Raw genomic sequence first — 12694 nt, forward strand, 5'->3', positions numbered from 1 at the left:
ACCAAAAGGCCGACCCCGCCCCATAATCGCGGCCGCGGATCCGATTATCCCCGCCGCGCGCGGCGGGGATTCCGGCCTGGAATCCGGGCGAAATCCCCTAAAAATCCGCGCCCGCCGCAGCGTGCGCGGCGGCCCGCCGGGCGCCTCGTGGAATCGGCGCCTGACGGCCCTGATTCGGTGCGATTACCGAATCGGGTATATCCCTGCCGATTTCGTTCCATTATCATCCCCGATCTGCCCAGGACGGCGCCTTTCCTTCCATCCATTTCTGGAGCAAGCATGGCCATCGACCTGAACACCCTGTCCGCACGCGAGCTCGATTCGCTGATCAACCAGGCGAAGAAGCGCAAGACCACGCTGAAGAAGCGCAAGTCCGCGGCGGTGGTCCGGCGCAAGATCGAAGCCCTGGCCCGCACCGAGGGCTATACCGTGGCCGAACTGTTCGGCAGCGCGGGCACCGGGCGCGTGCGCAAGGCCGCGGCGCCGGCCAAGACCGCGCGCAAGCTGGGCAAGGTTCCGCCGAAGTACCGCAACCCGGCCAACAAGGCCGAGACCTGGACCGGTCGCGGCAAGCACCCGCGCTGGCTGGCCGCGGAACTCGCCAAGGGCAAGAAGATCGAGGATTTCCTCATCAAGGCCTGATCCGCGCCACGCGGCCGAACCGGAACGCCGGCCCCCGGGCCGGCGTTTTTCGTTGCCGGCGCCGGGTCAGAGGCTCTTGCGCGCCGGCAGCAGCAGGCTGCCGAACATCAGCCCGGCCACCAGCGCCAGCACGATGTTGAGCACGCCGAGCATCGCCTGCTGCCCGACTGCGATGTCCTGCTGCTGGAACAGCGTCATCAGTCCGCGCAGGCTGGCGCTGCCGGGCACCAGCATGATGATGCCGGGCACGCGGATGATCGCCCCGGGGCGGTTGGCCCAGCGCGCGTAGCCGTTGCCGGCCGCGGTCACCAGCAGCGCCGAGGCGAACAGGCCGATCGAGGCGCCGAGCGCCAGCCCGACGTAGCGCGAGACCAGATAGCCCGAGATCGCGGCCAGCATCACCAGCGGGTAGTCGCGGCGACCGGCGCGGAACAGCACCGCGAACGACAGCGCGGTCAGCAGCAGCGCGCCCCACTCCACCCAGTCCGGCTGCGGCCGCAGCGCGCGCACCTGCGGCTCCACGCCGGCCAGCCGGGCCACGGTGAGCGCGATGATGGTGCCCACCGTGAGCTTCATGACGGTGGTCAGCGCCCCCGCCAGCCGCGCCGTGCCCGAGACCAGGTGCTGGCTGGTCAGCTCGTTGACCGCGTTGGTGAGCGCCATGCCGGGCAGCATCACGATCAGCGAGGCGATGACGACGGTATTGAGATTGAGCGGCGCCACGTAGCCCGCCACGCCGATGGCGACCAGGCCGGCGATCATGCCGGCCACCGCATCGGAGGATTCGCGCATGCGCGCGCTGCGGCGGGTGGCGAGGTCGAGCTGCCCGATCAGCAGGCCGATGGCGGCCGCGGTGGCGATGTCCAGCCAGGGCAACCGCCACAGCCCAGCCACGCCGGCGGCCACCATGCCGTAGGCCAGCACGTGCACGGTCTTGGCGCGCCAGTCCGGCTTGACCCGGTCCAGCGCGCGCAGCGCCGCGTGTCCTTCGGCCAGATCGATGCGGCCGGCCACCACTTCCTCGGTGATGCGGTCGGCCTCGCACAATTTGTAGAGGTCGGTATCGCCCGGCGCCATGCGGATCACCCGGGTGGTGTCGCTCTCGCCGGGCGGCCGGTGCGGGTCGCTGAAGGACAGGATCATCCCGGTCGGGTTGACCCAGGGTTCGCAGTCCAGCTCCAGCTGCTCGGAGACCTCCATGACCGCCGCCTCCAGGCGCTGGGCGGTGGTGCCGTAGGCATGCAGGTGCTCGGCCAGTTCGACCACGAAGGCGATCCGGGCGGCATAGCCGTAGGTGCGCGGGAGCGGGCGGTCCATCCGCACAGGATCGCACGCCGCCCCCACCGCCGCACCCGCCACCCTGCGCGCGCATGCACAGCCCGATCACGGGATTGCGTACTCTATGCGCCATCGCATCCGCCCAGGAGCCGCCCCGCCGCATGCCCGCCTCCGCGCCCAGTCTCGACGCCGATCCGAAGAGCGGCCGGATCAGCCTGCGCGGCCGCTGGACGCTCAGCCATGCCGGGGCGATCGGCGACTGCCTGCGCGAAGCGCCCGAGGGCACGCGCGAGGTCGACGCCACCGGGGTCGAGCGGCTGGACTCGGTCGGCGTGCTGCAGCTGCTGCGCTTCGCGCAGAAGCGCGAGCTGGACTTCGACGGCTTCCGCTTCCGCGAGGACCATCGCGCGCTGGTGGCTGCGATCGAGGACGTGCACGACGACCGCCCGGGGCGCAAGCGCGAATACGGCTTCGCCGCTGCGCTGGGCCGGCTCGGCTACGCCGTGGTCGACAACGGCCGCGAGATCATGACGCTGATCAGCTTCCTGGGCGAGAACCTGGCCAAGCTGCTGCGCCTGGTCAGGGAACCCTCGCGCTTCCGCCTGACCCCCACCGTCAGCCACATGGAGCAGGTCGGCCTGGACGCGGTGCCGCTGGTGGTGCTGCTGTCGTTCCTGGTCGGCGCGGTGATCGCCTTCCTGGGCTCGACGATCCTGGCCGAGTTCGGCGCGCAGATCTTCGTGGTGGAGCTGGTCAGCATCGCCTTCCTGCGCGAGTTCGGCGTGCTGCTGACGGCGATCATCCTGGCCGGCCGCACCGCCAGCGCGTTCACCGCGCAGATCGGCGCGATGGTCAGCCGCGAGGAGGTGGACGCGATCCGCACCCTGGGCCTGGATCCGATCGACCTGCTGGTGCTGCCGCGGGTGATCGCGCTGATGATCATGCTGCCGCTGCTGACCTTCCTGGCGATGATGGCCGGCCTGGCCGGCGGCCTGACCGTCGGCGCCTTCAGCCTGGAGATCCCGCCACAGGCGTACCTGGCGCGGTTCCAGGACACCTTCGAGCTGCGGCACATGCTGGTGGGCCTGGCCAAGGCGCCGGTGTTCGCGCTGCTGATCGCGCTGATCGGCTGCCTGGAAGGGCTGCAGGTGGAAGGCACCGCGCAGTCGGTCGGCGAGCGCACCACCTCGAGCGTGGTGCAGGCGATCTCGCTGGTGATCGTGCTCGACGCCCTGGCCGCGATCTGGTTCATGGAGATGGGCTGGTGAGCGCGCCGGGCACCGGGACTCGCGACGACGCCGCCCGCGCCGACGCCGGCGGCGAGGACATCGTGGTGCGCGTGCGCGGCCTGGAGAACCGTTTCGGCCGTCAGGTGGTGCACGAGGGCCTGGACCTGGACGTGCGTCGCGGCGAGATCCTGGGCGTGGTCGGCGGTTCGGGCACCGGCAAGTCGGTGCTGATGCGCTCCGTGCTGGGCCTGCGTCACCCCGACGCCGGCCGCATCGAGGTGTTCGGGATCGATACCGCCGACGCCGACGACGAGCAGCGCGCCTACATCGACCGCCACACCGGCGTGCTGTTCCAGGACGGCGCCCTGTTCTCGTCGCTCACCGTGGGCGAGAACGTGGAGGTGCCGCTGAAGGAACACTACCCCGGCATCGACGCCAAGCTGCGCTACGAGCTGGCGCTGCTGAAGGTGAAGCTGGCCGGCCTGCCGGCGGACGCGATCGACAAGCTGCCGGCGCAGCTTTCCGGCGGCATGCGCAAGCGCGCCGGCATCGCCCGCGCGCTCGCGCTCGATCCGCCGCTGCTGTTCCTCGACGAGCCCACCGCCGGCCTCGACCCGATCGGCGCCGCCGCGTTCGACGAACTCGTGCGGACCCTGCAGGAGGCGCTGGGACTGACCGTGTTCCTGATCACCCACGACCTCGACACGCTGTACGCCATCTGCGACCGCGTGGCGGTGCTGGCCGACCGGCGGGTGCTCGCGGTCGGCCCGCTGGCGGAGATCGAGCGCGTGGATCACCCCTGGGTGCAGTCCTACTTCCACGGCCCTCGCGCGCGCGCCGCGCGCGACGGCGCCGCCTCCAACGATGCACGCGCGCTGGAAGCCTGACCATGGAAACCAAAGCCAACTACGTCCTCATCGGCGCCTTCACCATCGCGGTGACGGTGTTCGGCCTGCTGTTCGCGCTGTGGGCGGCCAAGTACGCCTCCGACCGCAGCTGGCAGGACTATGCGGTGGTCTTCACCGAACCGGTGACCGGCCTGTCGGAGGGCAGCAGCGTGCAGTACAACGGCATCGCCGTGGGCACCGTGCAGAGCCTGCAGCTGGCGCCCGACGACCCGCGCCAGGTGGTGGCGCAGCTGCGGCTGGACGCGCGCGCGCCGGTGCGCACCGACACCCGCGCGCGCATGTCCATGACCAGCCTCACCGGCTCGCCGATCATCCAGCTCACCGGCGGCAGCCCCGATCTGCCGCGGCTGGTGGACGTGTCCGACCGCGAGGTGCCGATCATCCTCACCGAGCCGTCGGCGCTGCAGAACATCGCCGATACCGCCAACCGGCTGGTGGAACGCCTGGACGACGTGCTGAGCGAGGAGAACGTCGCCAGCATCTCGCAGACGATGGCCAACATCGAGCGCGCGACCGGTTCGCTGGCCGACAGCCGCGAGGACATCCAGGGCCTGCTGGCCTCGGCGCGCTCGGCCAGCCAGCGCCTGGAGCAGACCCTGGAGACCACCCAGCGCACCGTCTCCAACATCGACCGCGAACTGGTGCAGGAGCTGCCGCGCCTGGTCGCCCGGCTGGATTCCACCCTGGCCAAGTTCGACTCCGCCGCGGACGGCGCCGACGCCATCCTCAACGAGAACCGCGCGGCGATCAGCAGCTTCGCCAACGACGGCCTGTCCCAGCTCGGTCCGACGCTGTCGGAGCTGCGCGCGCTGGTGCGCGACCTGCGCCGCATCAGCGACCGCCTGGAAGGCAACCCCGCCCGTTACCTGCTGGGCCGCGACGCGCCCAAGGAGTTCGAGCCCGAATGAGCCCCCCAACCCATCCTCGACCTGTTCCGCGCGCTCCGGAACGCGCCCCGGACGCTCGGCATCGTGACGCCTGCCCGGCACCATCGCCCCTCTCCCGCCCGCGGGAGAGGGGTTGGGGCGAGGGCACGCCCCGTGAGGGCGCCCCCCGCCCCCGCGCCCTCTCCATCGCCCTCGTCCTGACCCTCGCAGCCGTGCTCGCCGGCTGCGGCAGCCTGCTCGGCGGAGGCGGCTCCGACGAGCGCGCGACGATCTATTCGCCGCAGGTGCGGGTGCCCGCCGACCCGGCGTGGCCCCAGGTCGAGTGGCAGCTCGCGCTGGCCCGGACCACCGCGCCGCGGATGGTGGACAGCCCGCGGATCGCGGTGCGGCCCACGCCTGCCGAGCTGCAGGTCTACGCCGGCGCCACCTGGGCGCAGCCGGCCACGGACATGGTGGAAGGCGCGATCCTGCGCACCTTCGAGGACTCCGGGCGGATCGCCGCGGTGGCGTCCGCCGGCACCGGGCTCCGCCCGGATTACCGGCTGGTACTGGACCTGCGCCGGTTCGAGGCCGATTACGCCGGCCAGGCGACGCCCAGCGCCACCATCGAGCTCAACGCCAAGCTGCTGTACAACCGCGACCAGCGCGTGGTCGCCTCGCGGACCTTCCTCCAGGCCGTGCCGGCCGCCGGCACCGAGGTCGGGGCGGTGGTGGCCGCCTTCGAGCAGGCGCTGGCGCGCATCGGCGGCGAGGTGGTCGGCTGGACGCTGGCCAGCGGCCAGGCCGACGCGCAGCGTCCGCGACCGGCCGCGCCGGCCGGCCCCCGCTTCGAGCCCACGGGGCCCGCGCGCTGAGGCGGTTGCAGGTCGCGCGCCAAGACGGGGCGACCGCTCGCGTGCCAGCGCGATCCTACGCGGCGGCGCCGTCGGCCTCGGGCCGGAACGACAAGGTCGCGATCACGCCGCGGACGGGGCCGGGCACCACGCGCACGCTCCAGCCGTAGAGCGCGCACAGGCGGCGCACGATCGACAGCCCGATGCCGCCACCCTGCGAATGCTCGGCGTGCGAGCCGCGGTAGCCGCGCTCGAACAGCCGTGCCGCGTCCTCGGCGCTGAGGCCGGGGCCGCTGTCGATGACCTCCACCGCCTGGTCGAGCACCCGCACCACCACTTCGCCGGCCTGGGTGTACTTCACCGCGTTGCCGATCAGGTTGCCCAGCGCCACCGCGACCGCGGCCTCCGGCGCATCCACCACCAGGCTGCCCTGCCCGCTTTCGAGCCGCAGCTCCAGCGCCTTGACGCCGACCTGGGCGCGGTGCGCGTCCAGCAGCTGCTCGGCCACGCGCACGACGTCGGTGGCGCCATGCCCGCGCTCGTTGCGCGAAAGCAGCAGCAGCGCGCTGATCAGGTCGGTGCACTGCTGCTCCGCGCGCTGGATGCGCAGCAGCCGGGTGCGGATCTTCTCGTCCAGGTCCGGCCGCGCGAGCAGCAGTTCCACGGCGCCCTTGATCACCGCCAGCGGCGTGCGCAGCTCGTGGCTGACGTCGGCATTGAACTCGCGGTCGCGCTGCACCACCTCGGTCAGGCGCGCGGCGTAGTCGTCCAGCGCGCTGGCCAGCTGGCCGACCTCGTCGTCGGGGAAATGCGCGGCCAGCGGCTCGGGCTGGCCGGGGCCGGAGCGACGCAGGCGGTTGGCGAGCTCCGACACCGGGCTCATCACCCGCGAGGCGGCCCACCACCCCACCAGCAGCGACAGCAGCGAGAACACCACCACCGAGCCGTAGATCGCGCGCTGGAACTGCGCCTCGCCGCGGATCGACTCGGTCATGTCGTAGGCCAGGAAGAACCACTCGCTGTCGGTCTTGCGCACCGCCAGCCGATAGGAGAAGGTGCCGTCCTCGTCGGTCCCGGTCAGGCTGTGGTTGCCGTTGCCCAGCTCCACCCACTCCGGGAAGTCGCGCCGCAATCGGTCGATCCGGTCCGGGGTGAACACGTACGCGCGCATCTGCTGGACCGGCAGGTCCGGGCTGCGCGTGGGATCGCTGTAGTACAGCCGCGCGTACTCGTCGATGTTGCGGTTCATCACGTCCTCGACCAGCGCGTTCTCCACCCGGTTGCGGGCGTACTGCGTGGCGAACGCGAACAGCAGGGTCAGGCCGAGGCCGAGCAGCAGGAACGAGAGGATGATGCGGCTGCGCAGGCGGCGGCGGTAGCGCCGCGCGCCGCGCAACGGCGCCGGGGCACCGTGCCGGTCAGCTGCCGCCATCGGGCGCCGCGATGCGGTAGCCGATGCCGTGACGGGTCTGGATCAGCGGAACCTCGAAGGGCTTGTCCACGACCGCGCGCAAGCCGTGGATGTGCACGCGCAGGGAATCGGAATCCGGCAGCTCCTCGCCCCAGACCCGGGTCTCCAGCTCCTGCCGCGTGACGACCGCCGGCGCCGCCTCCATCAGCGCCTGCAGGACCTTCAGCGCGGTGGGATTGAGCTGCAGCAGCTTGCCCTGGCGCCGCACCTCGAGCGTGTCGAGGTTGTACTCCAGATCGGCGACCTCCAGCACCCGCGTCTGCACCCCGCGCCCGCGCCGCGACAGCGCGTTGAGCCTCACCTCCACCTCCTGCAGCGCGAAGGGCTTGATCAGGTAGTCGTCGGCGCCCGAGTCGAAGCCGGCCAGCTTGTTGTCGAGCGAGTCGCGGGCGGTGAGCATCAGCACCGGAGTCTGCTTGCGCGCGTCGTTGCGCAGCTTGCGGCAGACCTCGAGCCCGTCCATGCCGGGCAGGTTGAGGTCGAGGACGATGGCGTCGAAGTCGTGCACCACCGCCAGGTGCAGGCCGGTGACGCCGTCGGCGGCGAAGTCCACGGTGTGGCCACGGTCTTCCAGGTAATCGCCGAGATTGGCGGCGATGTCCTGGTTGTCTTCAATCACGAGTATGCGCATCGGGGTGTCTTGCAATGGCCAAAGGTGGGAATGCTGTCTGCGCACACTGTACCGAAGTGTGAAACCGGCGGAAGCACTCCGCCGGCGGCGTTACTTCGTAGCTTCAGGATTGCGCTGGAGTCCCCGCATCCAGGTCTCGGCCTCGTTGCGTTGGCCACGCAACTCGGCAACCGTTCTGCACACCGTGATCGAACGGCGCGTCCCGGAAGGCCGTTCGCGCTGGCAGACCAGGCGGCTGTCCGCGGCGGCCTGTCCGAGCAGCGCCCGGACCCGCTCCTGTTGACTGAAAACCTCCGCCTTCGCCCGCGGCGTCAGCCGGTCGACGGTATCGACACTGCCGAGTTGGCTCTCGATCGAATCGAGCAGCCCCAGCACCTCGCTGCGCTGCTCGGGCGAAATCTCGGAATAGCGCTGGCCGGTCGCCAACTCGCTGCGGATCCGCTGCGCTTGTTCGTCGAACCCGCCACCGAGCGCATCGAAGCGCTCCGGCTGCGCGAAAGCGCCGCCGCACGCCAGAATCGCAACCACCCCCATCGCCATCGCCGCGATACGGCTCGTCTTCATCTTTCTCATCTGCCCCCTCGCTTTGGACGCTCCTGATTCGAGGAGCGGAACCTGACGTTTATCCCTAGACATAACGGGCCGCGGGATCCAGCCTCGTCCGCGCCCGCCCCGATTCTGGCACAAACGCGCGCGCCCGGCCCCGCGTCGCCGCGCAGGGGCCACAAAAAACCCAGGCGGACACGCCGCCTGGGTGAGAAAAGGTACCGCCCCGATGACCGTCTTCCGGGCCGGCGCAACCGGCCTTGGACCACGGAGCCTCACCCTACCGGCCGGGCGATTAAGCAGGCGTTAAACGCGCGGTAGCCGCGCGTTACGCGCGCGGCCGCGGACCCGGCGGGGGCGCTGCGGCGCGCGCCCGGCCTCGGCGACCACGTGTTCCACGATCAGGCCCGCCACGTCCAGGCCGGTCGCGCCCTCGATGCCCTCCAGCCCGGGCGAGGCGTTGACCTCGAGCACCAGCGGCCCGCGCGCCGAGCGGATCAGGTCCACCCCGGCCACGCCCAGGCCCAGCGCCTGCGCGGCGCGCACCGCGGCCGCCTGCTCCTCGGTGCTGGCCTCGGCCGGCGACCCGGTACCGCCGCGATGCAGGTTGGAGCGGAAGTCCCCGACCGGGGCCTCGCGCCGCATCGCGCAGACCACCCGGTCGCCCACCACGAAACAGCGCAGGTCGCAGCCTTCCGCCTCGCCGATGAACTCCTGCACCAGGAAGGTCGCATACAGGCCCCGCAACGCTTCGATCACGCTGCGCGAGGCCGACGGCTTCTCGGTGAGCATGACCCCGGCGCCCTGCGCACCCTCGTTGAGCTTGATGATGTGCGGCGGCGGCCCGAGCATCGACAGCAGATCCTGGGTGTCGTCCGGATTGTCGCCGAACACCGTCACCGGCAGGCCGATCCCCTGCGCAGCGAGGATCTGGTGGCTGCGCAGCTTGTCGCGGGCGCGGGCGATGGCCGCCGAGGGATTGGGCGTGTAGACGCCCATCAGCTCGAACTGGTGCAGCACGGCGTTGCCGTAGCGCGTCACCGAGGCGCCGATACGGGGAATCACCGCGTCGAAGTCCGCGATCGGGCGGCCCTTGTAGTGCATGGAAAACCCGTCCGACGCAATCCGCAGGTAGCACCGCAGCGGGTCGAGCACCCGCACGGTGTGGCCGCGCCGGCGCGCCGCCTCGACCAGCCGCCGGGTGGAATACAGGCGCGTGTTGCGCGAGAGGATGGCGAGCTTCATGGGGCAGCGGGTGCAGGGGACGCGACGTTATACCGCAGCGGCAGCGACGCCCGCGGCAATCTCGCCGCCGGCCCCTCCATCGGGATCGATGCCTCGCTCGCCGGACCGGAGGGTGGAGGCCGGGAGCGCCCCCCGCCGGCCGCGCTTCAGCCGCCGCAGTTCTCGCCTTCCACCCGCAATTGCGCGGCATACAGCGCCGGCTCCGGCCGCTTGCCCGCATCCGCGTCGGCCTTGGCCTGATCCAGATAGATGCGCGCGCGCCCCTGCGCGTCGAGCGCAAGCCCGCCGGCGCCGGGCTTGCGCCAGATGCGGGCGACCGCGGCCTGGCCCGGGCAGGCGGCGCTGGGGATGCGGATCTCGTCGTGGTAGATCCAGCCCTGGGCAGGGTCGGGACGTACCTCGTCGGCGTTGACCAGGCGCGCGCGCGGCTGGCAGCCGGGGTAGCTCTCCTTGACCGAGAAGCGGTACGGCGGCTCCGCCTGCCCGGTGAAGACGCCCTCGATGCGGGCGCAGGCCTCGGGGATCTGGCGCAGCGTATGCGCCGCGCCGACCGCCTGCGGGGGCGCCGGCTCGCGGGCGACCTCCGGGTGCTCCTGCGCCGGGGCGGAGACGGCCGCGCCCGAAAGCAGCGCGGCGGCGAGGAGCGGGACGCATCGGTTCCAGGGCATGGCGGCGACGCCGGTCGGGAAGGGGCGCACAGGCTGTCACGCCATCGCTGAATCCCGCTTCCACGCGCCCCCGGCACGCGTTTGCCGCACTGCGGTTGGCGCGGCCTCGCGGCCCTGTGCCATAGTCGCCGGGCATCACCGCTGTGCAGGAGAGGGTCGCCCTCGTCTTGGCGGGCGCCCCCTGGCATCTCATTCCGGGAGGGGTCGTATGCTCGAGCAACACGGTCTGTGGATGGCGCTCGCCTGCGCCGTCGTCGCGATTCTGTACGGCGTGGTCTCCGCGCGCTGGATCGGCCGGCAGCCCGCCGGCAACGAACGCATGCAGCAGATCGCCGGCGCGATCCAGGAAGGCGCGCGCGCCTACCTCAACCGGCAATACCTGACGATCTCGATCGCCGGCGTCGTGCTGCTGGCCGCGATCGGCTTCGCGCTCGACTGGGCGACCGCGATCGGCTTCCTGATCGGCGCGGTGCTGTCGGGCGCGGCCGGCTACATCGGCATGAACGTCTCGGTGCGCGCCAACGTGCGCACCGCCGAGGCCGCGCGCCGCGGCATGGGCCCGGCGATGGACGTCGCCTTCCGCGGCGGCGCGATCACCGGGATGCTGGTGGTCGGCCTGGGCCTGCTGGGCGTGGCCGGCTACTGGGTGCTGCTCAACCAGGTGCTCGGGCTGACCGGCGAGCAGGCGCTGCACGCGCTGGTCGGGCTCGCCTTCGGTTCCTCGCTGATCTCGATCTTCGCGCGCCTGGGCGGCGGCATCTTCACCAAGGGCGCCGACGTCGGCGCCGATCTGGTGGGCAAGGTCGAGGCCGGCATCCCCGAGGACGATCCGCGCAACCCGGCGGTGATCGCCGACAACGTCGGCGACAACGTCGGCGATTGCGCGGGCATGGCCGCCGACCTGTTCGAGACCTACGCGGTCACCGTGATCGCGACGATGCTGCTGGGCTACCTGATGGTACTCGAGGTCGGCAGCAACGGGCCGCTGTACCCGCTGGTGCTGGGCGGCGCCTCGATCCTGGCCTCGATCGTGGGCGCGCTGTTCGTCAAGGTGAAGCCTGGCGGCTCGATCATGGGCGCGCTCTACCGCGGCGTGATCGTCTCCGGCGTCATCGCCGCGATCCTCTACTACCCGATCACCGCCGAGCTGATGGCCGACAACCGCCACGGCGCGACCAACCTCTACGTCTGCGCGCTGATCGGCCTGGTGCTGACCGGCGCGATCGTCTGGATCACCGAGTACTACACCGGCACCCAGTACAAGCCGGTGCAGCACGTGGCGCAGGCCTCCACCACCGGCCACGGCACCAACATCATCGCGGGACTGGGCGTGTCGATGAAGTCCACCGCGCTGCCGGTGGTGGCGGTGTGCGCGGCGATCTGGGCCTGCCATGCGCTCGGCGGCCTGTACGGCATCGCCATCGCCGCGACCTCGATGCTGTCGATGGCAGGCATGATCGTCGCGCTCGACGCCTACGGCCCGATCACCGACAACGCCGGCGGCATCGCCGAGATGGCCGAGCTGCCGCCGGAGGTGCGCGAGATCACCGACCCGCTGGACGCGGTGGGCAACACCACCAAGGCGGTGACCAAGGGCTACGCGATCGGCTCCGCCGCGCTCGCCGCGCTGGTGCTGTTCGCCGACTACACCCACAACCTGCAGGCCAAGCACCCGGGCACCGCCTTCGCCTTCGACCTGTCCGACCACTACGTCATCATCGGCCTGCTGATCGGCGGCCTGATCCCCTACCTGTTCGGCGCGATGGCGATGGAGGCGGTGGGCCGCGCCGCCGGCGCGGTGGTCGAGGAGGTGCGGCGGCAGTTCCGCGAGATCCCCGGGATCATGGACGGCACCGGCAAGCCGCAGTACGACCGCGCGGTGGACATGCTGACGCGCTCGGCGATCAAGGAGATGATCCTGCCCTCGCTGCTGCCGGTGGCGGTGCCGATCGTAGTCGGCCTGCTGCTGGGCCCGCGCGCGCTGGGCGGCCTGCTGATCGGCACCATCGTCACCGGCCTGTTCGTGGCGATCTCGATGACCACCGGCGGCGGCGCCTGGGACAACGCCAAGAAGTACATCGAGGACGGCCACTTCGGCGGCAAGGGCTCGGAGGCGCACAAGGCCGCGGTCACCGGCGACACCGTGGGCGATCCCTACAAGGACACCGCCGGCCCGGCGATCAACCCCCTGATCAAGATCATCAACATCGTCGCATTGTTGATGGTGCCGCTGCTGTAGCGCGAAGCGGTCCCGCGTCCCGCCTTCGCCCTTCCCCCGCTTGCGGGGGAAGGGATGGGATGGGGGCGCGCCGACGGCGCCCATCAAGATCATCAACATCGTCGCATTGTTGATGGT

Annotated in this window: 12 protein-coding genes; 6 read left to right on the top strand and 6 right to left on the bottom strand. The window is 71.3% G+C overall.

Going from position 1 to position 12694, the window contains the following annotated elements; genetic code table 11:
- Window positions 1-279 precede the first annotated feature (279 nt).
- Window positions 280-642, top strand: a complete 363-nt coding sequence (locus tag Z164_RS0114455; protein ID WP_024891396.1) for an H-NS histone family protein — start codon at window positions 280-282, stop codon at window positions 640-642.
- Window positions 643-708: 66 nt separating this feature from the next.
- Here Z164_RS0114455 and Z164_RS0114460 read toward each other — a convergent pair whose 3' ends face one another.
- The gene (locus Z164_RS0114460) at window positions 709-1959 is read right to left on the bottom strand and encodes a threonine/serine exporter family protein (RefSeq protein ID WP_024891397.1); all 1251 of its coding nucleotides are present in this window, start codon (window positions 1957-1959) and stop codon (window positions 709-711) included.
- A 122-nt stretch (window positions 1960-2081) separates the two neighbouring features.
- On the opposite strand from Z164_RS0114460, the gene Z164_RS0114465 reads away from it, so the two are divergent.
- The 4 genes from Z164_RS0114465 (at window position 2082) to Z164_RS0114480 (ending at window position 5798) form a co-directional block, all read left to right on the top strand.
- Window positions 2082-3188 carry an ABC transporter permease gene (locus Z164_RS0114465; RefSeq protein WP_024891398.1) on the top strand — a complete coding sequence of 369 codons (1107 nt, stop codon included), beginning with the start codon at window positions 2082-2084 and terminating at the stop codon, window positions 3186-3188.
- A gap of 59 nt (window positions 3189-3247) precedes the next feature.
- A complete protein-coding gene (locus Z164_RS0114470) occupies window positions 3248-4036 on the top strand; it encodes an ABC transporter ATP-binding protein (RefSeq protein ID WP_236621811.1) in 789 nt (262 codons plus the stop codon).
- Window positions 4037-4038: 2 nt separating this feature from the next.
- Window positions 4039-4965: an MlaD family protein gene (locus Z164_RS0114475; RefSeq protein WP_024891400.1), complete on the top strand. Its 927-nt coding sequence runs from the start codon at window positions 4039-4041 to the stop codon at window positions 4963-4965.
- A gap of 164 nt (window positions 4966-5129) precedes the next feature.
- Window positions 5130-5798: an ABC-type transport auxiliary lipoprotein family protein gene (locus tag Z164_RS0114480; RefSeq protein WP_052338477.1), complete on the top strand. Its 669-nt coding sequence runs from the start codon at window positions 5130-5132 to the stop codon at window positions 5796-5798.
- A 55-nt stretch (window positions 5799-5853) separates the two neighbouring features.
- Here the strand turns inward: Z164_RS0114480 and Z164_RS0114485 are convergent, their stop codons facing one another.
- From Z164_RS0114485 to Z164_RS0114505, 5 genes are all read right to left on the bottom strand, one after another.
- Window positions 5854-7209 carry a sensor histidine kinase gene (locus tag Z164_RS0114485; protein ID WP_024891402.1) on the bottom strand — a complete coding sequence of 452 codons (1356 nt, stop codon included), beginning with the start codon at window positions 7207-7209 and terminating at the stop codon, window positions 5854-5856.
- Window positions 7196-7879: a response regulator transcription factor gene (locus Z164_RS0114490; RefSeq protein ID WP_024891403.1), complete on the bottom strand. Its 684-nt coding sequence runs from the start codon at window positions 7877-7879 to the stop codon at window positions 7196-7198. Before Z164_RS0114490 ends, Z164_RS0114485 begins: the two co-directional genes overlap by 14 nt.
- 90 nt (window positions 7880-7969) lie before the next feature.
- Entirely contained in the window at window positions 7970-8452 is a 483-nt protein-coding gene (locus tag Z164_RS20690) for a hypothetical protein (protein ID WP_024891404.1), read from the bottom strand.
- A 279-nt stretch (window positions 8453-8731) separates the two neighbouring features.
- Window positions 8732-9670 carry a 30S ribosomal protein S6--L-glutamate ligase gene (rimK, locus tag Z164_RS0114500; RefSeq protein WP_024891405.1) on the bottom strand — a complete coding sequence of 313 codons (939 nt, stop codon included), beginning with the start codon at window positions 9668-9670 and terminating at the stop codon, window positions 8732-8734.
- Window positions 9671-9816: 146 nt separating this feature from the next.
- Window positions 9817-10338 carry a hypothetical protein gene (locus Z164_RS0114505; protein ID WP_043690291.1) on the bottom strand — a complete coding sequence of 174 codons (522 nt, stop codon included), beginning with the start codon at window positions 10336-10338 and terminating at the stop codon, window positions 9817-9819.
- Window positions 10339-10546: 208 nt separating this feature from the next.
- Here Z164_RS0114505 and Z164_RS0114510 point away from each other — a divergent pair, with 208 nt between their 5' ends.
- Complete coding sequence (locus Z164_RS0114510) at window positions 10547-12577, top strand: sodium-translocating pyrophosphatase (protein WP_024891407.1); 2031 nt, start codon at window positions 10547-10549, stop codon at window positions 12575-12577.
- Window positions 12578-12694 lie beyond the last annotated feature (117 nt).

The sequence above is a fragment of the Luteimonas huabeiensis HB2 genome (assembly GCF_000559025.1).
Lineage (GTDB): Bacteria > Pseudomonadota > Gammaproteobacteria > Xanthomonadales > Xanthomonadaceae > Luteimonas > Luteimonas huabeiensis.

Excerpts from the sequence above, each read along its gene's own strand:
- Z164_RS0114455 (WP_024891396.1), top strand. The coding sequence starts at position 280 with ATGGCCATCGACCTGAACACCCTGTCCGCACGCGAGCTCGATTCGCTG.
- Z164_RS0114460 (WP_024891397.1), bottom strand. The coding sequence starts at position 1,959 with ATGGACCGCCCGCTCCCGCGCACCTACGGCTATGCCGCCCGGATCGCC.
- Z164_RS0114465 (WP_024891398.1), top strand. The coding sequence starts at position 2,082 with ATGCCCGCCTCCGCGCCCAGTCTCGACGCCGATCCGAAGAGCGGCCGG.
- Z164_RS0114475 (WP_024891400.1), top strand. The coding sequence starts at position 4,039 with ATGGAAACCAAAGCCAACTACGTCCTCATCGGCGCCTTCACCATCGCG.
- Z164_RS0114485 (WP_024891402.1), bottom strand. The coding sequence starts at position 7,209 with ATGGCGGCAGCTGACCGGCACGGTGCCCCGGCGCCGTTGCGCGGCGCG.
- Z164_RS0114490 (WP_024891403.1), bottom strand. The coding sequence starts at position 7,879 with ATGCGCATACTCGTGATTGAAGACAACCAGGACATCGCCGCCAATCTC.
- Z164_RS20690 (WP_024891404.1), bottom strand. The coding sequence starts at position 8,452 with ATGAGAAAGATGAAGACGAGCCGTATCGCGGCGATGGCGATGGGGGTG.
- rimK (WP_024891405.1), bottom strand. The coding sequence starts at position 9,670 with ATGAAGCTCGCCATCCTCTCGCGCAACACGCGCCTGTATTCCACCCGG.
- Z164_RS0114505 (WP_043690291.1), bottom strand. The coding sequence starts at position 10,338 with ATGCCCTGGAACCGATGCGTCCCGCTCCTCGCCGCCGCGCTGCTTTCG.
- Z164_RS0114510 (WP_024891407.1), top strand. The coding sequence starts at position 10,547 with ATGCTCGAGCAACACGGTCTGTGGATGGCGCTCGCCTGCGCCGTCGTC.